Source organism: Paenibacillus profundus (assembly GCF_021369635.1).
GTDB lineage: Bacteria > Bacillota > Bacilli > Paenibacillales > Paenibacillaceae > Paenibacillus_B > Paenibacillus_B profundus.
The window spans coordinates 187,582-208,948 of the sequence record NZ_JAJNBZ010000003.1; the positions used below are offsets into that span (position 1 = coordinate 187,582).

The window sequence follows — 21,367 nt, forward strand, 5'->3', positions numbered from 1 at the left end:
CTTCGCATGGAATAAGAAAAGCCTTGGATCACTCCGAGGCTTTTCTATTTTTCCACTAATTTCATAGAGATAGTACCATGAACATGGTACAATACGACCGAATCAACATTTCGATAGTTCTTCGATTCGCAACGAGCTCAAGTATTACATACAAGGCTCATCAGAAATCAGAATGATGTGTAGTGTTGCGGATGCGATGATAAATAACATCATGTATTCAGCAAATTCCCCAGCCGATGGGGACTAAGAAAAGAGAATGAGGTATGCGAAAACGAAAAGTATTATTATTAATCTTGATGTCTATCACTATTATTTCGGCTTGCGGCAACAACGATAGTAAGAATAATAATGCAAACAATACCGCTAAGCAGCAGGAAGTAGAGACAGAGAATGAAAAATTAAAGGCAGAAGCTGAGAAATTAAAAAAAGAGCTGGCTGAGAAAGAAGCGGAAGGAGCAATAGCGCAGAAAAAAACGGAGGAAAAGGCTTCCGCAAAAGAGAACTCTCAGAAAACATATGCAGCAAATGCAATGTCTTTAATAGTTCCCCATTTAGCTGAAAATACCGCAATTGATGAAAAAACTTATAACTATATTGTTGATCATTACGAATTATTTCCTGCTGTTACATCCGAAAGCAAAAGTGCCGCAAAAGCTGAAGTTGATGCAAGCATTACCACTCGCCATTTATTGAAAAATATAAAACCTTACTTAGATAAAATGGTAACCGTCAGTGGATTCGTTGAAGAAATAGAAGAAGAAGAAACGGAGATAGGAACTATCGCAAGCATACACATTATAGACGATAATGACAACTCTGTTGTTGGTGTTTTTATGGATTCAACAGGCGATATTTTAGATGGAGATAATGTTACGATGACAGGCGTGCCAACCACGGTTTATTCATTTGATAACGTTAGCGGCGGTACTACAATTGCAATACTTTTTACATTATCCACCATTCAAAAGACTCAATAATTAAGCTGATATTGCAAGTGAACGACCTATTTTGCTATGGTAATTTATTTTTGTTACTTTTTAGTGACTTTTCCATAGAAAAAGGCCCCTTTCGGGGCCTTTATTTCTTGCTATATCAAACCTGAGGGCTGATGGATTACATCATGCCGCCCATTCCACCCATGCCGCCCATATCAGGCATTGCAGGCTTATCTTGTTCCGGTTTGTCAGCGATAACCGCTTCAGTTGTCAAGAACATAGCTGCAACGGAAGCTGCGTGCTGCAGTGCGGAGCGTGTTACTTTCGCAGGGTCCACGATACCTTGGGCAATCATATCAACCCATTCGCCAGTTGCCGCGTTGTAGCCTACGCCCACTTTTTCATTTTTCAGACGCTCAACGATAACGGAGCCTTCTTGACCCGCGTTGTCCGCAATCGTGCGAACCGGAGATTCCAGTGCACGCAATACGATGTTTACGCCTGTCAACTCGTCACCAACAGATTTAACTGCCGATACTGCTTGGTATACGTTCATCAATGCCGTACCACCACCAGCAACGATGCCTTCTTCCACAGCTGCGCGAGTTGCGTTCAGAGCATCTTCAATGCGAAGCTTGCGCTCTTTCAATTCTGTTTCCGTAGCTGCGCCGACTTTGATTACTGCAACGCCGCCTGCCAATTTAGCAAGACGCTCTTGCAGCTTCTCTTTGTCGAATTCGGAAGTTGTTTCTTCCAATTGCGTACGGATTTGGTTCACACGTGCATCGATGTCGGATTTATTGCCGCTGCCGTCAACGATAATCGTGTTTTCTTTTGTTACGCGTACTTGACGAGCGGAGCCCAATTGGTCCACAGTCGTCGATTTCAGCTCAAGACCGAGCTCATCGGTAATGACTTGGCCGCCTGTCAATGCAGCGATATCTTGCAGCATTGCTTTGCGACGGTCGCCGAAGCCAGGAGCTTTCACTGCTACGCAAGTGAATGTGCCGCGAAGTTTGTTCACTACGAGAGTAGCCAATGCTTCGCCTTCGACATCCTCAGCGATGATAACCAATTGCTTGCCTTGTTGAACGACCTTCTCCAATACAGGCAAGATTTCTTGGATGTTGGAAATTTTCTTATCCGTAATCAAGATGTATGCATTTTCTAATACAGCTTCCATCTTATCCGTATCTGTAATCATGTACGGGGAGATGTAGCCGCGGTCGAATTGCATACCTTCAACCACTTCAAGCTCAGTGTTGAAGCCTTTGGATTCTTCTACTGTGATGACGCCGTCTTTGCCGACTTTCTCCATTGCTTCCGCAATCAGAGTGCCCACTTCTTCGTCGTCCGCGGAAATCGCCGCAACTTGAGCAATGCTTTGCTTGCCTTCGATTGGCTTCGCAATTTTCTTCAAGTCTTCAACAGCCGCTTTTACAGCTTTTTCGATACCTTTGCGCACGACCATAGGGTTAGCGCCTGCAGTAACGTTCTTCAAGCCTTCGCGAATCATCGCTTGAGCCAATACCGTTGCAGTTGTCGTACCGTCACCGGCTACGTCGTTTGTCTTCGTTGCTACTTCTTTAACGAGTTGAGCGCCCATGTTCTCAAACGCATCTTCCAACTCGATTTCTTTCGCAATCGTTACACCGTCGTTCGTGATAAGCGGGGAACCAAATTTCTTCTCCAACACGACATTGCGGCCTTTAGGACCGAGCGTTACTTTCACGGCATTCGCCAAAGCGTCTACACCGCGAAGCATCGCGCGACGTGCGTCTTCAGAGAACATAATTTCTTTTGCCATCGTGAAACCCTCCTCGATACAATTCGAATTATTGTTAGTTCATGTATGATTCGTGCGTGTGATCTGACCTTGGTCAGATCCATATGTTTGACAACTCAGCAAACTTAGCGCAGATGCGGCTACTTAGCCGATTACTGCGTGAATGTCGCTTTCTTTCATAATCAAATACTCTTTGCCTTCGTATTTGATTTCTGTTCCTGCGTATTTGGAGAAAATAACCACGTCGCCTTCTTTTACATCTAAAGGCACACGTTGGCCGTCTTTCCATACGCCATTGCCTACCGCGATGACTTTGCCTTCTTGCGGCTTCTCCTTAGCTGAATCCGGTAATACGATACCGAAAGCTGTAGTTTCTTCCTTCGCGATTGCTTCAATCAATACGCGTTCACCTAAAGGTTTGATCATGAAAATAGCCTCCTTTTAAAGAAGAAGTTATAAGGTGAAGAATCCACCGCCGCTTGAAGGCGACGGACCGGATTCCCAAAAACAAAACGGATATCCAGTGTTAGCACTCAAGCACCTCTAGTGCTAATAACCAATTTCTATGATACTGATTTTAGGTTTCGATTGCAAGAGGGTAGCGGGTTAAAAATTTTTAAGATTGCTCTTCCACTTCCATCCATCCCTTGTTCCTTGAGCATCTTATCCCCTTTTACAGCAGCCAAATCCTTCGTCCGAGCAGCAGTACGAGTCACCAATTGAACTCACTCATTTCAGGATCAAAGAATGCAGATTCAAAAAAATGCTCTCCGCATCCCTTTAAACCTGCATCTTTTCATCATATATCGTTCTGCGCTCACTGTCATCAAGCCGTCGTCGCATCCGACGAACCATCGAATTCTTCTTCCCATGCTTGCTGTTCGGCCAGCTGTTTGCGGTACACTATCGAAGAAGTGAATACGCTCACCTCATACAAAATCAGCAACGGGATAGAAACGAGAATATCAGAGATAATATCTGGCGGTGACAGCATCGTTCCGAGCACAATTAAACCAAAATAAGCAAAGCGGCGCATTTTCCGCAAGCGCAGCGGGTTCAAGAGTCGAATCCGCGTGAGAAACATAATGACAACTGGGAGCTCGAATAACAAAGACATCGGCAGCAGGATGTTGAACATAAACGTAAAATACTGCGTAATGCCGTACGTCTCCGCCAGCTCCATATGTTTGTTAATTTTTGACGTAAACTCAAACGCCATCGGAAATACCACAAAATACGCAAACGACAAGCCAAGCAAAAAGAGGATAAACACAAACGGGACATAACGAAGCGCAGCTCGCCGCTCTTCCGATTTGAGCCCTGGACTTACGAACGCCCATAGCTGATACATAATAAACGGAAGAGTAATGGCAAGAGCCACGATGAAGGCAAATTTCATGTAAATGCCGATGCCATCCCATAGCGAAAATCCGTGCAAATTAAATTGATTCGCCGGTTCCGTATTGCGCATATAATCGTATATCGGGTCAGCGAGCAGTAATCCGCCAATGAGTCCGACGACCAGCATGATTACGACATAAAGAATCCGTTTGCGCAGCTCCGTAATATGCTCGACAATTGTCATTTGATCTTCTGTCTCTTCAGTCATTTGCGACATACCTACACCAACCTGTTCATGACGTTGTAGCTTGCGCAAGCACTGTGCATGCCTGCGCATACAAAGAAATAATAGCGCCTCAAACCGCTATTATTCAGGCAAACGACGTTGTTGCTCAGTGCTGGCGGCAGGTTGGGGAGCCGATGCGGCCGGCGCTTGATTCACGTCGACGGATTGCACTTCCTTACGGGCAGGCTTCGTCTCTTCTTCATCTCCCATAATATCACGCGCGCCCGCCTTGAATTCACGCAGCGTACGCCCGAATGCTCGTCCGAGCTCCGGCAGTTTATTTGGTCCGAACAACAACAATGCAATGATCAAAAGCAACAGAACACCTGATACTCCAATACCATTTAACACAGCGTATTCTCCCTTCGTCGCATTAGTGTAGAGCACGTGTTCAAAAAGGACGTTTTTCAGCTTTTTGAACAACCACTAAAAGCTTCCTGTGATCTACATCATATCATACCTGTTATCCGTAAAATACCAAGAACTGTAACAATATTTTGAAGATATGATCATTATTCGTGATCGCCATAGTTGCCACTTACAATTTCCAGTGCATGCGGCAATTGATCCATGATAGCCATCATATTGTCGTGAACACCCTTGGGGCTGCCCGGCAAATTAATAATCAACGTGTTGCCGCGAATACCGCATACTGAGCGTGACAACATGGCCCGGCGCGTCTTCTGCATCGATGCAAGCCGCATCGCTTCAGCGAGTCCCGGAACTTCCCGCTCCACGACCTTTAACGTTGCTTCTGGGGTCACATCCCGTGGCGCCAGCCCCGTTCCCCCCGTCGTAATGATCAGGTCCGCTCGAAAGTAATCGGCCATCTCAATGAGGGAAGCCGAAATATCATTCATCTCGTCGGGTACAATACGGTATTCGACAATTTCTCCATGAAGCTCTTCTTCTACCAGCTCGCGAATGACCTGCGCACTCGTATCCTCACGTTCCCCACGCGATCCTTTGTCACTTGCTGTTAGAATCGCCACTTTCCAGCGCATGCCCGTTCCTCCTTCCACGAATTCCCCTTATCGGGTTGTCCTTAATCGATTCTATGTATTACTTTATGTTAAGCATGATTCGCTCGATAATCTCCATTTTTGCCGCCGCTCTTCGTTATGAGCATCGTCGGACCTATCACCATATCTTTTTGCATCGCTTTGCACATGTCATACACCGTGAGTGCGGTTGCGGATACAGCCGTCAGCGCTTCCATTTCCACTCCGGTCTTGCCTGACGTCTTCACTTCAGCTTCAATCGTTAACGTATCAACGCCATTATCCGTGAAGGAGATATTCACCCCCGTCAGCAGTAAAGGATGGCACATCGGAATCCACTGCGACGTATTTTTAGCCGCCATAATTCCGGCAACCTGCGCAACGGCCAACACATCCCCTTTGCTTACCTGTCCAGCCTTGATACGCTGCAGCGTATCCGGATGCATCGCAACCTCTGTGCGGGCAACCGCCTTCCGCGCGGTGCTGTCCTTATCTGACACATCCACCATCTTGGCGCGTCCCTCTTCATTAAAATGGGTTAATTGATCCATGTTCGTGTTCCTTCCTGAAATTCCTGCTCTATATGCAAAAAATAACGTCGGCTTCCGTAATCAAACACTCGACCGTAATATCGTGGGGTTCCATCGGTACTCTTTCAGTTACTTGCCAAGCGTAAAGACAGCTTATTCGCATCGGCAACAGTATGTCTGATGCAGGTTTCCCTTCGTCCTCGGAGACCAAGGATAACCGACGCACGTTAATCAATTCATTCCAAAAGCGGTCGTAATAGCCGGCGCCCAGCCCCATACGGCCTCCTTGACGGTCAAAGGCAATTCCCGGAACGACAATGACATCAAGCTGCGGCCAGTCCTCAACCGGCAGCTGTTCCGTCTCTTGCACCGGCTCCTGCAGCCCGAAGCATCCGGTAGTATACTGCGTCCGATCATCCCACCGATGCAGCGTCATGGAATGATCGGCTGATTCCGTCCGAGGAATATATATTACATCTCCCGCCGCACGGCATGCATAAAGCAATTGTGTAATATCCAGTTCCTTGCCAAAAGGGAGATAGGCGAAAACTCGCAACGGACGGCCGCGTTGTTCGCGCAGCTCCGCAACGTGTGCAGCAGCTCTGCGGCAGGCTGCCAAGCTGGCTGACCGATATTGTTCTTCGGTGACATTACGTCGTCGCTGCTTGAAGCGCTGCCGTATTTGTCGTTTCAACTCAACTACCGACATAGGAAATCCCCCCTTCACGTTAACCCCTAATGAGAGATTGCTCCATTCTTCCATCTATGTACAATTACACTGATTTTCATTGTTTTTCACGATTTTCAACCTTAGTTTACCATCCTTATTCCATTTCCGCCACCATTCCCGCTTTTTCTTCCTCTCCAAGCAGCTCTCGCATAGGTTATACTGTTGTTCCTAAAGAAAGGCTTATCGCACTTTTCCACTTTTTTTAGTACACTTAAGGAGGTTGTTTAAAAACCCCTTTGAAATTACGACGTATACCTTAAGGCAAATTCGACATTTTTCTTTTACTTGCCTCATTTTTTTACTGGGGACTTTTCTAATCATACTTTAACCTTAACTTGTCCAAAACGGAGGAGATATAAAGTGCTGCTTCAAGTGAACGGCATGAGCAAAAAATACGGGATTACCCCCGTATTAACGAACATTACGATGCAAATTCTTGAACGGGAGCGCATCGGCCTGGTAGGTGTTAACGGCGCCGGAAAGTCTACGCTTCTTCAGTTGATCGCTGGCGAAATGACGCCAGACGGCGGTACCATTTTTAAGTCCAAAGAAACGCGCATCGGTTATCTTGCGCAAAATAGCGGCCTGCAATCCGAGCGTTCGATATGGAACGAGATGATGCATGTCTTCGAGCATTTAATGGAAGCTGAACAAGAGCTTAGAGCCTTGGAGCATCAGATTGCAGATCCGAAGCTGGCTGAAGACGAGGCTAAGTACGAAGACACGCTGCACCGTTATGCGGAGCGTTCGGAATGGTTCCGCCAGCAAGGCGGATACGAGATGGAAACACGCGTCCGCAGCGTGCTGCATGGAATGGGCTTCAGCCAAATGGATCCGTCTACTCCTATTCATACGTTGAGCGGAGGCCAGAAGACGAGACTGGCGCTGGCGCGTATTTTGCTGCAACAGCCTGACCTCCTGCTGCTTGACGAGCCCACGAACCATCTGGATATTCATACACTCACCTGGCTTGAGTCGTATTTACGTTCCTATCCTGGTGCGGTTCTGGTTGTTTCCCATGACCGCTATTTTCTGGACGCGATGGTGACGACAATTATTGAGATCGAGCGCCACCAAGCGAAGCGCTACACCGGCAATTACACGAAGTATATGGAATTGAAGGCGGCCGAATATGAGCAGCAATTAAAAATGTACGAGAAGCAGCAGGATGAGATCGCGCGTATGGAGGATTTCGTGCAACGCAATCTTGTCCGGGCATCGACGACCAAGCGTGCTCAAAGCCGCCGCAAAGCACTGGACCGAATGGAGCGCCTCGACAAACCTCTTGGTGATTTGAAAAAGGCTAATTTCCGTTTCGAGATTAGCCGCCCAAGCGGCAAAGACGTGCTTTACGTCCAGGATGCGGCTGTCGGCTATGAGAATCACCCGCCACTCTTTCAGCATGCAAGCTTTGAATTAAAGCGCGGAGAGATGGTCGCATTAATCGGACCGAACGGGATCGGTAAATCAACACTTCTGAAGACGTTGATTGGAAAGCATCCCTTGCAAGCAGGACAGTTCCATTGGGGCACGAACGTCTCGATCGGTTACTATGACCAGGAGCAGACTACGCTCAATAACAGCAATACCGTGCTGGAGGAAGTATGGAGCGCTTATCCTCACCTTGAAGAAGTGCGGATTCGAACCGTACTGGGCAGCTTCCTGTTCAGCGGTGAAGATGTGCTGAAGAAGATTGCTTCCTTGAGCGGTGGAGAGAAAGCCCGGGTCGCTTTAGCTAAACTAATGCTCGAGCAAGCCAATATGCTCATACTGGACGAGCCTACGAACCATTTGGACTTGTTCAGCAAGGAGGTATTAGAGTCCGCGCTAATGGATTATGAAGGAACCGTGCTGTTCATTTCTCATGACCGCTACTTCTTGAACAAAATGGCAGAACGCATAGTGGAATTGAGTACGTCGGGAACCTGTCATTTCCTGGGAAATTATGACGATTATCAAGTAAAAAAGCAGGAGTTAGCTGAAGATGAAGCGATACGCGCTTCCTTGCAGCCGACCGGAAGCACGGGCAAACCCTCGACGTTTCAAAGCGGAAAAGCAGCGGATGATGCGGATGATGCCAAGAGCGGAGCCGCGGCATTTGAAGCGGACAAGCTGGCCAAGCGCGAAGAACGCGCGCGGCAGCGGAAGCTGGAGCTATTAGAGCAGCAGATTGCGGAGCTTGAAGCGGAAATCTCGGAACGGGAACTGGAGCTTGCCGAGCCAGATGTGTACAACGACTATGTGCGTGTTCAATCCATACAAGAGCAGCTGGACGCGAACAAAGCCGCGCTGAACGCCGTGTATGCGGAATGGGAGCAACTGATGGAAGAATAGACACAAGTCTGGCTGATGGGAGGGACAGTTCTACACTGTCTCTCCTCTATTGATTTTCTGCAATGAAACACCAACTTATATCTCATGACGATAGGTTTCAATGGAAATCATCCAGTGGTTTGGCTTGCTTTCCGCAGCAGTCGCTGAAAAGCAGCCCGATCCACTGGAAAAAATACCGTCTAAATGACTTTTGGCCGCCACAACGCCCCATTCCACTGCATATTTTCCAATGCGATTACATCACTACCATGTCAAACAAATCAGTCCCATTTTGTACCACTTTAGCACTGTCTTGTATTTTTCCCATAGCTTAGGCCCTCCAAATATTTCACTTCTGCACATTACATCTTATTAACAAAATGACATCGTTATCTTCCCTACCCCGTCAGCCGAGGACACCTCCGCTAAGGCTCCATTGACCAAAGTCAATTGCGGGGGAACATGACCAATGTCGACATCATAGATGACAGGAATCTGTAAATCATCGAAGATGTGGTGCAGCGCATCCTGCAGTTCGAAATTTTGGGTTGGCGCATAACCATTTGGTCTCCCAAAAAGAAAACCGTTCGTATTTTCGAACCACCTGCATTGCTTCATCTGCCATAAACGCCTGTATATATCGGCCGCACTCATTTCACTGCTTTCCATGTACCATATGATCCCGTCATGTTTGCAATATTTTTGGGAGAACTCATTTATTGGCGCAAATGGTGTGCCGACAAGGATAGATAAGGTATCCAGACAACCGCCTAACAGTCTCCCTGCAAAACGAAGCCCGCAAGCTGAATCCTCTTCCTGGCCGAGCGTCTTCCAACTTGTCGGGGTATCCAATTGATATCCGGGAGTGGAGAAGTCCCAGAAAGACTGAAAGAAAGCCGAGGAGGACTGAACAACGGTTTGGTTATGTTCCGTGTTCAAAACGTCCTCCCAACGGGCAGTAGTCTCATCCCAATTGCCGGAACCGAGCTCGATATAATTCACTCCATGCGCCGTAGCGCATCCTGTTCGCAACGTATAGGCGAAGTTGAACGTGCTGATATCCGAGTATCCCAAAATCCATTTAGGCTGCTGATTTTTCAATGAATCCCAATCCAAGAGAGGCAATATTTCCATAAGGAATTCCCCACCCCAAGGCGGAATAACAGCGTTCACTTTCTCATCTGACAGAACGGCTTGAAGTTCGCGCGCCCTTTGCTCCTTGCCAGAACTAACGCATTTATCATTCGTCCAAATCGTATTTCCTTCGATGACCTCGTACCCCAAATCCTCGAACGCCAGTTTTGATCGTGTCAGTAAATGATGCAAGTGTTCTTCAACCCCACTGGAAGGGGCGGTAATGGCAATGCAATCTCCTTTTCTTAGCGGTGCAGGATATTTGATTGTGTCGGACAATTGATGGAATGACGCATGCTGATTTTCATGCTTGCTTCTGACGAAAAATATGTGTTCATGAAAGTCACAGGTTATGCACAAAATCGCCCCATGCAAATGAGAACTTTTTTGCAAGCCAACTTCGTTTTTTTTATTGGTGCACCAGTATTTATTTATTGTAAACCAACATTATCCACCGATTTATCCACATTATCCACAGGGAAACCACTTTTGTGTGCAAAATCTATCCCCTTTTTCATGGCAAATAGAACTTAAGTCCTGAAAGGCTGTAAGCGTTATATCCACATTTTCAACAGGATATGTGGATAACTTTGTCCACACTGGCTTAGGATATCTCTTTGGCATGCGCTTGAACAGCTGCTGGAACGGCTTCGATCTCACTATCCCCGCTGTTCTCTTGGGCGCGAAGCGCTTGATTGCATGCCGCGATATAGGCTTGCGCAGCAGCCAGCACAATATCTTGATTCATGGCGCTTCCTTGATACGTATGATCGTGCAGGGACACCGCGACGACGGCCTCGCCCGACGCTTCTTCTCCAGAAGACAGGGAATGCAGCTCCAAGTCTTCAAATTGGACCGGTGCCTGCACAGATTGCGCGATTGCCCGAATGACTGCTTCAATTGGCCCGCTGCCAACTCCCGCATAAGTAGATTCCAGCCCTGTCGCTTGATCCTTGACCGTAACGGAAGCGACACGAGCGCGAGAACTGCCCGCGATCACCTGCACATCGAGCAGTTGAATGGGTTCCAGTTGCTGATGCAGCGTCTCCCCGATGCATTGCAGCAATTGATCGTCCGTGACGACCTTTTGCTTATCTGCTATTTCCTTAAAGCGATCGTATACCTCATCCAATTCTATCGTGTCCAACTGCACTCCATATTGAGCAGCACGATGCTTCAACGCATGTCGACCTGAATGCTTGCCGAGAATGATCATATGATGCGGAATGCCAAGCTTCACCGGATCCATAATTTCATAGGTGCTGCGATGCTTCAGCAATCCATCTTGGTGAATGCCTGATTCGTGCTGGAAGGCGTTGCGTCCGACGACAGGCTTATTGAAGGCAATTGGAAAATGCATCATACGGCTGACCATGCGCGACGTCTCATACAAGTACTCGGGCCGGATTTGCGTGTCGGCTTGCAAAGCTTCGCCTCTTGTGTCGAGCGCCATGATGAGCTCCTCCAGCGCGCAATTCCCCGTGCGTTCTCCGACCCCGTTCACAGTCACTTCGATCTGCGTGGCGCCCGCCTGGATTGCGGCAAGGCTGTTTGCCACGGCCAGACCCAAGTCATTATGGCAGTGCGCGCTGAAGGTTACATGCTCCGCTCCGCGTGCTCCTTGACGCACCTTCCGGAATAAGGCCCCGTATTCTTCAGGCAGTGCGTAACCGACCGTATCGGGGAGATTGATGATGGTCGCCCCTTCTTCAATGGCCGCCTCCACCATTTCGACGACGTAATCCACATCCGCGCGAGTCGCATCCATGGCCGTAAATTCGATCCGCTCGACGAATTGCTTTGCGTAAGCGACCGTTTCCCGCGCCATCTGCTTTACCTCTGCCCGTGATTTGCGCAGTTGGTGCTTCAGATGGATATCCGAGGCGGAGACGAAGACATGGATGCGGCGAGAGGCGGCATCCGCTGTTGCGCGCACTGCCGCATCAATATCGCCGCGCACCGCCCGTGCAAAGCCGCAGATCTCCACCTCTGGCAGCATGCGCGAGATACGCTGCACCGCTTCGAACTCGCCTGGACTGGATACCGGGAAGCCCGGCTCCATAACATCTACTCCAAGCCGTGCCAGTTGAGACGCCAGCGTCAGCTTCTGATCCAGCGTCAAAGCAGCGCCAGGCGCTTGCTCTCCGTCGCGAAGCGTTGTATCGAATATGTGGATTCTCTTCCCGTTCATGCTATGAAAGTGATGTTCATTATTCATTGTATTCATCCTCCAGTATCCATTAATTATTGATGTACACATACGCTTCCATTTCCACAAAAAAATCCTGTCGTCTCTAAAATATAGAGACGACAGGATGCTGCCGCGGTACCACTCCAATTGAGGCGATGGCGAACGTAAACGTAACGTTGCCATGCTTCCGCTTGATCCTTGTAACGGGAGGGACCGTAGCGGCCTAACACTTCGCTGTAGCTCGAAATCGATCGACCATACAGCTTCGCATTCAGCAGCTCCACTTCCAGGCGAGTTCAGACCGTTCCGCCGCTGCGTCGCACCATCCCGCAGCTCTCTGACAAGGCGTCTATTGTCTTACTACTCCTGTTCATCGTGTTATCTTATTCATGTCTATAGGTTCGTTCCAAATGATGTCTTAATTTCGAGTTATGTTTCTGAAAATAAAAAACCCGTCGTCTCGATTAGAGACGACAGGTGTTCTGCCGTGGTACCACTCTACTTGATGGGCCTTCATCTTCGCGAAAGATGAAGCAGCCATCCGCTTCATACGCACAACGTCGGGCCTATGTCCGGACATTCGTCGCTGTGCGCGCCCGATGACGGGGGCTCCGTAATGGCGTACTTCATAGTCGATTCCACCATTCCGCTCGCAGGCGAGTTCAGGTCAACTGCCGCTGCGTCGCACCATCCCGCAGCTCTCTTAGACAAGTCTATACCTTACTACTCCTGGTCCTAGCGTTTCACCGATATTCCCATTCCATGGAAGGATTAGGTTTGTTGAATATTATATTGTCCATTGCAAGCATAGTCAATACCTTTTGAACAAATAGTTGATCACTTAGCTAATAAAAGTCGGAACTATATATGTTGTACTCAATCATTCTCTGCGGTCTAAGTAAGATCCGTTGGAAAATAATCCAGTAAAATGTACAACTTTTACTTATCGGTAGACCAGCCTTCTAGGGAGAACTGCGGTTCTGCTGTGAAATCAAGCGAAGTGAATTGTCCGCTCTTCCATTTCAAATAGGCGGCAGCGCCAATCATCGCCGCATTATCGCTGCAGTATTCGAATGGCGGTACGAGAAGCGGTACGCCTTCCGCCTTGCAGCATTCACTTAAAGCCGCACGGAGACCGCGATTCGCCGCCACGCCGCCACAGAGCAACAGCTGCTTCACTTTGTACTCTTGTACGGCACGCATCGCTTTGCCCGTCAGCACGTCGATTACTGATTCCTGAAATCCGCGTGCTACCGCAGCATGAATCGACAGTTCACCGCGCATTTTCGCTTGATTCAACGCATTCAAGACCGCAGACTTCAAGCCGCTGAAGCTAAAGTCATAGGAATCCGAATCCAGCCAAGCGCGCGGCAGCTCAGTAACATCGTCAGCCTCGCCAGCCAAGCGGTCGATATGCGGGCCGCCCGGATAAGGAAATCCGACGGCCCGTGCTACTTTATCATAGGCTTCGCCAACAGCGTCGTCTCTAGTCTTCCCAATTACGCGGAACTGCCCTTCGCTCTCGATATGGACAAGCTCTGTGTGTCCACCGGACACGACAAGCGCCATACAAGGGTATACCAATTGTTCCGTAAGTTGATTGGCATATATATGTCCTGCAATATGATGTGTGCCGATGAGCGGAATATCCAACGCCATGGCCAACGCCTTCGCGGCGACAATGCCGACGAGCAGCGAGCCTACAAGGCCTGGACCTTGCGTTACAGCAATCGCATCCACATCCGACATCCTAATGCCCGCTTCGTCAACCGCTTGTTCCAGCATGACCGTTATCGTCTCCACATGCTTGCGGGAGGCAATCTCCGGTACGACGCCGCCGAAGCGGCGGTGAACGTCGATTTGACTCGACACCATATTGGACAACACTTCGCGTCCGTCACGCACGATCGCTACCGACGTCTCGTCGCAGCTCGTTTCTATGGCCAGAATAATGCATGATTTCGATGGTGCAGAACTACAATTTATCAATAAATTCACCTGCTTTAGTCATTCGACGCTATTGAAAGAAGATGGAATTTTCACCGCCAACATCTATGCCAAATCCGTCCACATAATCAACGCGTCTTCTTGATTGTCTGAATAGTAACCTTTTCGAATCCCGCAGCCTGTAAATCCGAACTTGGCGTATAGCTGCTGTGCCACTTGATTGGATACACGAACTTCCAAGGTCATCTTCTGCATTTGAAGCGCCATGGCGCGCACCACCAGCTCTAAGAGCAGACGCTCGCCCAGTCCATGACCCCGAAATTCGGGAAGAACGGCAATATTCGTAATGTGCGCCTCATCAAGAACCGTCCACATACCGGCATAACCGATAATACGTTCCTCGAAAATCATGACGACATATTTAGCAAAATGATTTTGCGTCAGCTCGTTGCGAAAGGCATCTGGTGTCCACGGCATCGTAAAAGAGGCATGCTCCACCGTCATGACGCCGGGAATGTCCTCAATAACCATCCAACGAAAGTCGACGGGAACCTCTTCTCTGCCACCACGACGCTTATCTCCCGTTGCACCTTGCTTATCGGTATCCATTGGTCCTTCAGACGCGGCTTGCTCATCTCTCCGTTCAGCTTGTCCCATCCGGATCGCGCTCCTTTTACGGTTACTTGTTCGCCCTCGCGGCAGCTTGTTCCTTGGCTAGCAGCTTCGCTTCCGCTTCTGCCAATTGCGTGTAATTCGGCTCGATTCGGTGTGTGTCTGTCCATTCGCCGCTGTGCCATGCCTGCAGCCCCAATCTGCCGATCCAATGTGACTTCATCGTGCAGGCCACCGCTTGAATCCTTTCGCCGAATTGTGCCTGCAGCGCCTCGATCGCCTCTCGCTGCGGATCTACCTCACCTACAAACCATACACGCTTCACGGAATGAGCCAACTTGGTACCCTGCTCACCGACGCTCTCCCGCAAAGCTTGCTCGGTCTCTTCTGCGAGTTGACTGAACAGACGGATACCGTCTTCCTGCTCACGCTGTACATAAGGACATCCGTTCTCTGTTGCCCTGTCTCTTGCAGCAAAGCGTGCCGTGTAGACCTGTCCCCGTCGTGCATCCATTAACGGAAATATCCAGTCGCCTGTCATTCCTTGCCCCGCACATTGCTGCGACCGTTCCTTACAGCACAGCTCCACCCCGCTCAAAGCGAGCGCATGGAGGCTGGATACCCCTATCACCGGCTTACGCCACGCCCAAGCCATCGTCTTGGCCGCCGTTACAGCAATGCGAACGCCCGTATACGATCCAGGCCCCACACCAACCGTGACCAGATCCACTTCGTTCCCAGTCCAGCCTTGCTCCTTCATCATGGATTGAATGGCAGGCACGAGCATAATGGAATGGTTGCGCTCCGCTTGCGATTCATGCTCACAGACGACTTGCTCTTGTCTAAGCAGCGCGACGGTCATCATAGCCGTAGCTGTGTCCAGAGCCAGTACCTGTTCGTTGTGAATGCCTTGTTGTTCCGCCATGATTATACTCCCATCCGTTTAAGTTCGTTCACCCACGTCACATATGGTTCACCGTAGGCTGTCAGCCGAATAATGCGCTCGTGTTCGCCGTCCGCCTGAATGAATAAGTGAAGATACTTCGGGGGCAAGATCGGCGTAATAATGCTGGACCACTCCACAAGCGATACCCCATCACCGTAAAAATAATCGTCCAGCCCCAGTTCATCCGCTTCCGCCATCGATATTCGATATACATCCATATGATATAAAGGCAATTCAACGCCTTCGTATTCTTTAATGATGGTGAACGTCGGACTATTCACAATTTCCGTAATGCCCAGCGCCTTGGCAACCGCCTGTGAGAACCGGGTCTTGCCCGCTCCTAAATCGCCATCAAGCCCAATAACCGTACCCGGTTGAAATCGTGCGGCAAGCCGTTCGGCTAACCGCTCCGTATCCGCTTCACTCGTGGATCGGAAGGCAAATTCCGCTGATTGATTCATAATTCCCTCCATACAAAGCCACATCAAAATCTATGAGTCGCATCCTCTAGTAACTGATTCATTATTATATCACAAATCCTAAGCTGCCAACCGCTTTGTCCCTAAGCTTCCACATCATTCACATCGCAAAAAATGACGCCTGCAAGCTGCAGACGCCATCATGCGGTTCAATCATTCACTTTTTCTTCTCTTCCACCAGACGTCCCACGGATACAGTATGGGTATTGGTCGGATTCGTTCCTACTTGAACCGTTGCCATCTCGTTCGCTTCGTCCACACTCTCTATCCAGACGGGATGCTCGTCATCCAAGCGGACAGGCACTGTATCCGTCATCTCGATAATTTGCTTCGCACGACTAACATGCATCGTTATCTTCCTCCTTACGGTGTCGCTGTTAACGTGACTCAAAGCTGCCTTTTTCATGCATGGGTAGATCCGAGAAATCGGTCGCATACTGAGAAGAAAGCAGAGTAATGCACGTAAAAACACGCAATATCACGGAAGAAGGCAAGTACCAGACCCAGTGAAACAACAAAGGAGGGACCGTCATGCATACAGTATGGAAAGGCGCCATAAGCTTCGGGCTTGTTCACGTCCCCGTCAAAATGCATACCGCCACTGAAGACAAAGACATCTCAATGCGCATGATTCACAAAGAATGCGGAAGCCCGCTGTCCTACGTTCGCAGCTGCCCCGTCTGTGACAAAGAAGTCGCTTGGGATGAGATCATAAAAGGATATGAATATGAGAAGGGCAAGTTTGTTCTGTTCGACAAGGACGAGTTGGAGCAGTTGCAGGAAGATGCTAACCGGGCCATTACCATTTTGGATTTCGTCGATTTAAAGGAGATCGATCCCGTTTATTTCCAGAAAACGTACTATTTGTCCCCTGATCAAGCCGGTTCGAATGCGTACCAGCTACTGCGGGAAGCGTTGAAAGAGACCGCCAAGATTGGCATCGCCAAAGTAACGATTCGTGCCAAGAGCAGTCTGGCGGCGATTCGGGTCATCGACAACTGCCTTGTCATGGAGACCATGTTCTATCCAGACGAGATCCGTGCCTTATCTCAGGTTCCGAACGTCCCTGAGCATGTGGAGGTGAATCCAAAGGAGCTCGACATGGCCAAGCTGCTGATTAGCCAATTATCGACCGAATTTGAACCTGAAAAATATACGGATGAATATCGGGCACGGCTATTGGATCAAATACAGCGGAAGATTGCTGGACAAGAAGTGAGCGCCGCGCCATCCGTGCAGCCTGCGGACAACATCGTCGACTTGATGGCCGCCTTGCAGGCGAGCATCAATGCGATGAAGCAGCCGCTCGGCACCGATCCGGGCACTGGGCGTGCAGTGGCAACCGCCTCGGGCACCGGTGCGGGGGCGGCACCTGCGCCGGCGTCGCGCAAGCCGCGGAAGAAGGCCACAGCCGACCCGTCCGCAGCGGCGGGCGAGGCGAAGGAAGCGGCGCCAACGACGCGCCGGCGGACTTCCCGCAAGGCGGCGGCAGGGCTTCCGGCGGAAGCGACTGGCACAGCGCCAGCGGAAGCAGAGCTAGAAGCGAAGCCAGCCGCTCGCCGCTCGCGGCGCAAGACCGCGAAGAAGCAAGCGGATGAAGCGGCACAGTAGGCTATGAATGACGCTGCCGGCGAATCCGCGCGCCATTCGCGATTAGAGCCAACGCTTCCCGCTTCGCTTGCGCTTCCGTCGCCGCCGATGTCGCCGCTGCTTGTGGACCGCATCCCGGAGGGTGCTGACTGGCTGCATCAGCTGAAGTGGGACGGTGTCCGTATCATAGCGCAGTGCCATCGCGGCCAAGTGCGCTTGTTCTCCAAACGATTGTTGGAGAAAACCGCAATCTTTGGCGAAGTGACGGTCACGCTGGAACGATGCGCCTCGCTTGCCGGACAATCCGTGCTGCTTGACGGCGAAGTCGTCGTCTTCGACCCGACGCTGAACCGGCCTTCATTCCCGCTCGTGCTGCAGCGTGAGCGGACGCGCAGCCAGAATCCGCTCCATACCGGCCTGCATGCCACATACGTCGTCTTTGACGTGCTCGGCATCCGCGAGCAGAACGTGAGATCACTTCCGTACGAGGAGCGGCATCATATGCTGACTGAGCTCATTCCGGAGAAGAGCGCCCACTGCTTCGTCGCAGATACATTCTCCGATGGAGCTTCGCTCTGGGAATGGGTGCAGCAGCATGAATGGGAAGGCGTCGTAAGCAAGCGCAAAGCTTCCCCCTATGTGTCGGGCAAGCAGCACCGCGATTGGTACAAGCATAAGAAGGACGTGCAGCTTGATGGCTGGGCTGTCGGCTTCCTGCTGAACGGCAAGCGCCCCGCCAGCGTCGTGCTGACGAACGAGCAGCAGCAATATATCGGAAAAGCCTCCATTGGGTTGGACGAGACCCACCGGCAACTGCTGCTCGCTTGGGCCGTTCAATATGAAGCGTCTCGCCCTGCCGTTGGATCCATTCCAACTTCCTTGATGCGCGAACCGATCGTATGGTTCCAGCAGCCGATTCCTATTCGTGTGTCTGCGCTCGAATACACGCCGGCAGGGCAGCTGCGACATCCGCGAATTCAAATTTTTCCGTTGTTGAACAACCTCTAATAGGGTCAATTGGGTCACAGGAATCAGGAAACGGGAGGGAAACACTCAATGGGAAAACAAGCGTCTACTGCGTTGAATGTAGACGGCCATGAGCTTGTCATTACGAATCCGAACAAGATGCTCTGGCCAGAGATGGGGATTACGAAAGTGCGGTTCATCCAGGAGCTCATTCGCTTGAGCCCCTTTCTGCTGCCCGCCTGCCGAGATCGCTATTTAACGACGATTCGTTATCCAGACGGCGTGGACGGCCATTTTTTTTATCAAAAAAATGCGCCTGCCCCGACACCGGCATTCGTACACACCGCTGTTCAGGAAGGGATTGAATATGTCGTCTTGCAGCATGTGCCCACGCTTATTTGGCTTGGCAATCTGGCCTGCATCGAGTACCATCCTTCCCTTCATCGGGTGCAGGATCCATTCCCTTCCGAGTGGATTATCGATCTGGATCCTTCCGTACAGGAAGAGGAGCGAATTATGGAGGCAGCCGCGATCGTCGGTCAGCTCCTTCAGCAGCTCGGCATTCATTCCATCCCGAAGACATCCGGCGCCACTGGAGTGCAACTGGTCATACCTATTAAGAAAGGTCCTTCCTTCACCCAGTTAAAAGAGCTGGGGCTGCTGCTCGCCACCTATCTATGTGAACAGCACCCGAAGCTGTTCACGATTGAGCGCTTCAAAAAAAACCGGGGCGATCGCATCTACATTGACTACATGCAGCACGATGCCGGAAGGACGATTGCCGCACCGTACACACCGCGGGCGACACGCTATGCATCTGTATCGATGCCGCTTACTTGGGACGAGGTCCATCGCAATCCGAAGCCGCGGGAGTTCAATCTGTTGAATGCGGCGGAACGACTGCAAGCTATCGGCGATCTCATTCAACAGGCCGTGCCTCAGCCCATTGAGGCGGTTTTACAGGCCCTGTCCGCCCAAATGCTTACGAAGCAAACATAAAATTCCGATAGAGGTTGTCCCCGATGACTCATCCTGTTTTAAACAACTTCTTAAAAGTACGTGTTCAAAAAGGCCGCTTGGGACTTTGTGAACAACCTCTTAGAGAAGCGGCGATAGCAACCGGGCAAAAGCCTCGGCAGTCCGCTGCCAGCGTGAGCGTCTCGCGAACGCATGATAGTCAATCTCTACACTATCCGCAAAGTCTTGGTGGAAGTCTTCCTCCAAACGATCGATTGCGTGTTCATCAAACAGCACCGCATTTAATTCGAAATTGCTGAAGAAGCTCCGCATATCCAGATTCGCCGTACCGACCGAAGCGAGCGTACGATCCATAATGAATGTCTTTGCATGGGCAAAGCCTTTTTGATATTGATAGAAAGTAACACCCGCCTGCATCAGTTCCTCGACATACGATAAGGAAGCCCAGTCCACAATCTTCGAATCCGACTTGCCTGGAATGATGATACGCACGTCAATGCCGCTCACTGCCGCCGTCTTGAGTGACAATTGAATGCTGGGGTCGGGAATGAAATACGGCGTTATAATCCATACTCTATCCTTCGCCGTACTCAATGCCCCGAAAAATAGCTCCTGAATGGCATCCCAGTTCGTATCCGGTCCGCTTGAGATCATCTTCACCTGCTCCTGTCCAGAGCAATGATGTTCCGGGAACATATCCGAACGGGTCAATGCCTCTTCCTTCACGAACGACCAATCATGCAAAAATACGGCCTGTAATGCGTATACCGCATCCCCTTCTACCCGCAGATGCGTATCCCGCCAGAAGCCAAGCTTGCGGTTCAGGCCCAAGTAATCGTCTCCGATATTAATGCCGCCCACAAAGCCTGTCTTTCCATCCACGACTAGAATTTTGCGATGATTGCGGTAATTCAAGCGGCGGCGGAAGAAGGAAACCGACAACGGCAAAAACCAATGAAACTCTATGCCTGCTTCCCGAAATTTGCGCAAAAATTTGTGCCGCAGCTCAATGCTCCCCACTCCATCCGCAATGATGCGCACCTTTACGCCTTCTCTCGCCTTGGCAATGAGAGCGTCTTGAAACATCGTTCCGATGCCGTCATCCCGCAAAATGTAAAATTCCATATGGATATGGCGCTCCGCCGCACGAATCGCCTCAAGCATGGATTCGAAGGTGGCTTGACCATTCGTCAGCACCTTCGTTCGGTTGCGGCCTGTAATCGGGCTCGCGGACAACGAAGAAATCAAAGCGAACAGCCTCGCTTGTCCTTGCATTTCACGGTTATTCAATTCCGATACATTTCGTATCTCTCGAAACTGCACCTGGTCGCGCTTGCTCATATCATCCGCCCATAGCTCCCGCTTCCTTACCCGGCGGCGGGCTGTATATTCCTGGGCTAGAAAATAGTACATCACAAAGCCGATGAGCGGAAAACAGAACAGGATGAGCAGCCATGCAACGGCTTTGGAAGGATGCTTATACTCCAATAGCACGATCGTAATGATTTGAAAAACATAAATGAGCAGCGCCACTACGACCCATATCATAATAAGGTTAACCTCCGAACTCGTTAAGAAATTACATATTTTAATCTATATCAT

Annotated in this window: 20 protein-coding genes and 2 other annotated features; of the genes, 5 read left to right on the forward strand and 15 right to left on the reverse strand. The window is 50.0% G+C overall.

All coding sequences use genetic code 11. The features are described 5' to 3' along the window. Positions 1-263: 263 nt before the first annotated feature. Entirely contained in the window at positions 264-977 is a 714-nt protein-coding gene (locus tag LQV63_RS06100) for a hypothetical protein (RefSeq protein WP_233696033.1), read from the forward strand. A gap of 136 nt (positions 978-1,113) precedes the next feature. Here LQV63_RS06100 and groL read toward each other — a convergent pair whose 3' ends face one another. The 7 genes from groL to LQV63_RS06135 form a co-directional block, all read right to left on the reverse strand. Next, a complete protein-coding gene (gene groL / locus LQV63_RS06105; protein ID WP_019422614.1) occupies positions 1,114-2,742 on the reverse strand; it encodes a chaperonin GroEL in 1,629 nt (542 codons plus the stop codon). 123 nt (positions 2,743-2,865) lie between these two features. After that, positions 2,866-3,147, reverse strand: coding sequence for a co-chaperone GroES (groES, locus tag LQV63_RS06110; protein WP_019422615.1), 282 nt, complete (start codon positions 3,145-3,147; stop codon positions 2,866-2,868). Between the two features lie 400 nt (positions 3,148-3,547). Continuing rightward, the gene (tatC, locus tag LQV63_RS06115) at positions 3,548-4,330 is read right to left on the reverse strand and encodes a twin-arginine translocase subunit TatC (protein ID WP_026011178.1); all 783 of its coding nucleotides are present in this window, start codon (positions 4,328-4,330) and stop codon (positions 3,548-3,550) included. A gap of 99 nt (positions 4,331-4,429) precedes the next feature. Further along, the gene (locus LQV63_RS31720; protein WP_026011179.1) at positions 4,430-4,699 is read right to left on the reverse strand and encodes a twin-arginine translocase TatA/TatE family subunit; all 270 of its coding nucleotides are present in this window, start codon (positions 4,697-4,699) and stop codon (positions 4,430-4,432) included. 161 nt (positions 4,700-4,860) lie between these two features. After that, a complete protein-coding gene (locus LQV63_RS06125; RefSeq protein WP_019422618.1) occupies positions 4,861-5,352 on the reverse strand; it encodes a MogA/MoaB family molybdenum cofactor biosynthesis protein in 492 nt (163 codons plus the stop codon). A 68-nt stretch (positions 5,353-5,420) separates the two neighbouring features. Next, positions 5,421-5,900, reverse strand: a complete 480-nt coding sequence (moaC, locus tag LQV63_RS06130; protein WP_233696034.1) for a cyclic pyranopterin monophosphate synthase MoaC — start codon at positions 5,898-5,900, stop codon at positions 5,421-5,423. Between the two features lie 28 nt (positions 5,901-5,928). Further along, positions 5,929-6,588 carry a 5-formyltetrahydrofolate cyclo-ligase gene (locus LQV63_RS06135; protein ID WP_233696035.1) on the reverse strand — a complete coding sequence of 220 codons (660 nt, stop codon included), beginning with the start codon at positions 6,586-6,588 and terminating at the stop codon, positions 5,929-5,931. A 381-nt stretch (positions 6,589-6,969) separates the two neighbouring features. Between LQV63_RS06135 and LQV63_RS06140 the strand changes: the two genes are divergently transcribed. Beyond that, on the forward strand, positions 6,970-8,943 hold the full coding sequence (locus tag LQV63_RS06140) for an ABC-F family ATP-binding cassette domain-containing protein (RefSeq protein ID WP_233696036.1): 1,974 nt from the start codon (positions 6,970-6,972) through the stop codon (positions 8,941-8,943). 351 nt (positions 8,944-9,294) lie between these two features. On the opposite strand, the gene LQV63_RS06145 is transcribed toward LQV63_RS06140, so the two are convergent. From LQV63_RS06145 to LQV63_RS06175, 7 genes are all read right to left on the reverse strand, one after another. Further along, positions 9,295-10,335, reverse strand: a complete 1,041-nt coding sequence (locus LQV63_RS06145) for a S66 family peptidase (protein ID WP_233696037.1) — start codon at positions 10,333-10,335, stop codon at positions 9,295-9,297. A gap of 325 nt (positions 10,336-10,660) precedes the next feature. Then, positions 10,661-12,274 (reverse strand): 2-isopropylmalate synthase, encoded by a 1,614-nt coding sequence (locus tag LQV63_RS06150; RefSeq protein WP_233696038.1) that lies wholly within the window; start codon positions 12,272-12,274, stop codon positions 10,661-10,663. An 82-nt stretch (positions 12,275-12,356) separates the two neighbouring features. Continuing rightward, positions 12,357-12,630: a binding site (T-box leader), on the reverse strand. A gap of 80 nt (positions 12,631-12,710) precedes the next feature. Continuing rightward, positions 12,711-12,993: a binding site (T-box leader), on the reverse strand. Between the two features lie 193 nt (positions 12,994-13,186). Continuing rightward, positions 13,187-14,236: a tRNA (adenosine(37)-N6)-threonylcarbamoyltransferase complex transferase subunit TsaD gene (tsaD, locus tag LQV63_RS06155; RefSeq protein WP_233696039.1), complete on the reverse strand. Its 1,050-nt coding sequence runs from the start codon at positions 14,234-14,236 to the stop codon at positions 13,187-13,189. Positions 14,237-14,299: 63 nt separating this feature from the next. Continuing rightward, positions 14,300-14,803 carry a ribosomal protein S18-alanine N-acetyltransferase gene (gene rimI / locus LQV63_RS06160; protein ID WP_051004521.1) on the reverse strand — a complete coding sequence of 168 codons (504 nt, stop codon included), beginning with the start codon at positions 14,801-14,803 and terminating at the stop codon, positions 14,300-14,302. Positions 14,804-14,873: 70 nt separating this feature from the next. Continuing rightward, on the reverse strand, positions 14,874-15,731 hold the full coding sequence (gene tsaB / locus LQV63_RS06165) for a tRNA (adenosine(37)-N6)-threonylcarbamoyltransferase complex dimerization subunit type 1 TsaB (RefSeq protein WP_233696040.1): 858 nt from the start codon (positions 15,729-15,731) through the stop codon (positions 14,874-14,876). 2 nt (positions 15,732-15,733) lie between these two features. Further along, entirely contained in the window at positions 15,734-16,213 is a 480-nt protein-coding gene (gene tsaE / locus LQV63_RS06170) for a tRNA (adenosine(37)-N6)-threonylcarbamoyltransferase complex ATPase subunit type 1 TsaE (RefSeq protein ID WP_019422627.1), read from the reverse strand. A gap of 175 nt (positions 16,214-16,388) precedes the next feature. Then, a complete protein-coding gene (locus LQV63_RS06175) occupies positions 16,389-16,580 on the reverse strand; it encodes an H-type small acid-soluble spore protein (protein WP_019422628.1) in 192 nt (63 codons plus the stop codon). A gap of 182 nt (positions 16,581-16,762) precedes the next feature. On the opposite strand from LQV63_RS06175, the gene ku reads away from it, so the two are divergent. The 3 genes from ku to ligD are packed head-to-tail and all read left to right on the forward strand — an operon-like array spanning position 16,763 to position 19,786. Next, on the forward strand, positions 16,763-17,842 hold the full coding sequence (ku, locus tag LQV63_RS06180; RefSeq protein ID WP_233696041.1) for a non-homologous end joining protein Ku: 1,080 nt from the start codon (positions 16,763-16,765) through the stop codon (positions 17,840-17,842). 3 nt (positions 17,843-17,845) lie between these two features. Then, positions 17,846-18,829 carry an ATP-dependent DNA ligase gene (locus LQV63_RS06185; RefSeq protein WP_233696042.1) on the forward strand — a complete coding sequence of 328 codons (984 nt, stop codon included), beginning with the start codon at positions 17,846-17,848 and terminating at the stop codon, positions 18,827-18,829. A gap of 48 nt (positions 18,830-18,877) precedes the next feature. After that, positions 18,878-19,786 carry a non-homologous end-joining DNA ligase gene (gene ligD, locus LQV63_RS06190; RefSeq protein WP_233696043.1) on the forward strand — a complete coding sequence of 303 codons (909 nt, stop codon included), beginning with the start codon at positions 18,878-18,880 and terminating at the stop codon, positions 19,784-19,786. A gap of 99 nt (positions 19,787-19,885) precedes the next feature. On the opposite strand, the gene cls is transcribed toward ligD, so the two are convergent. Beyond that, the gene (gene cls, locus LQV63_RS06195; protein ID WP_233696044.1) at positions 19,886-21,313 is read right to left on the reverse strand and encodes a cardiolipin synthase; all 1,428 of its coding nucleotides are present in this window, start codon (positions 21,311-21,313) and stop codon (positions 19,886-19,888) included. Between the last annotated feature and the right edge of the window lie 54 nt (positions 21,314-21,367).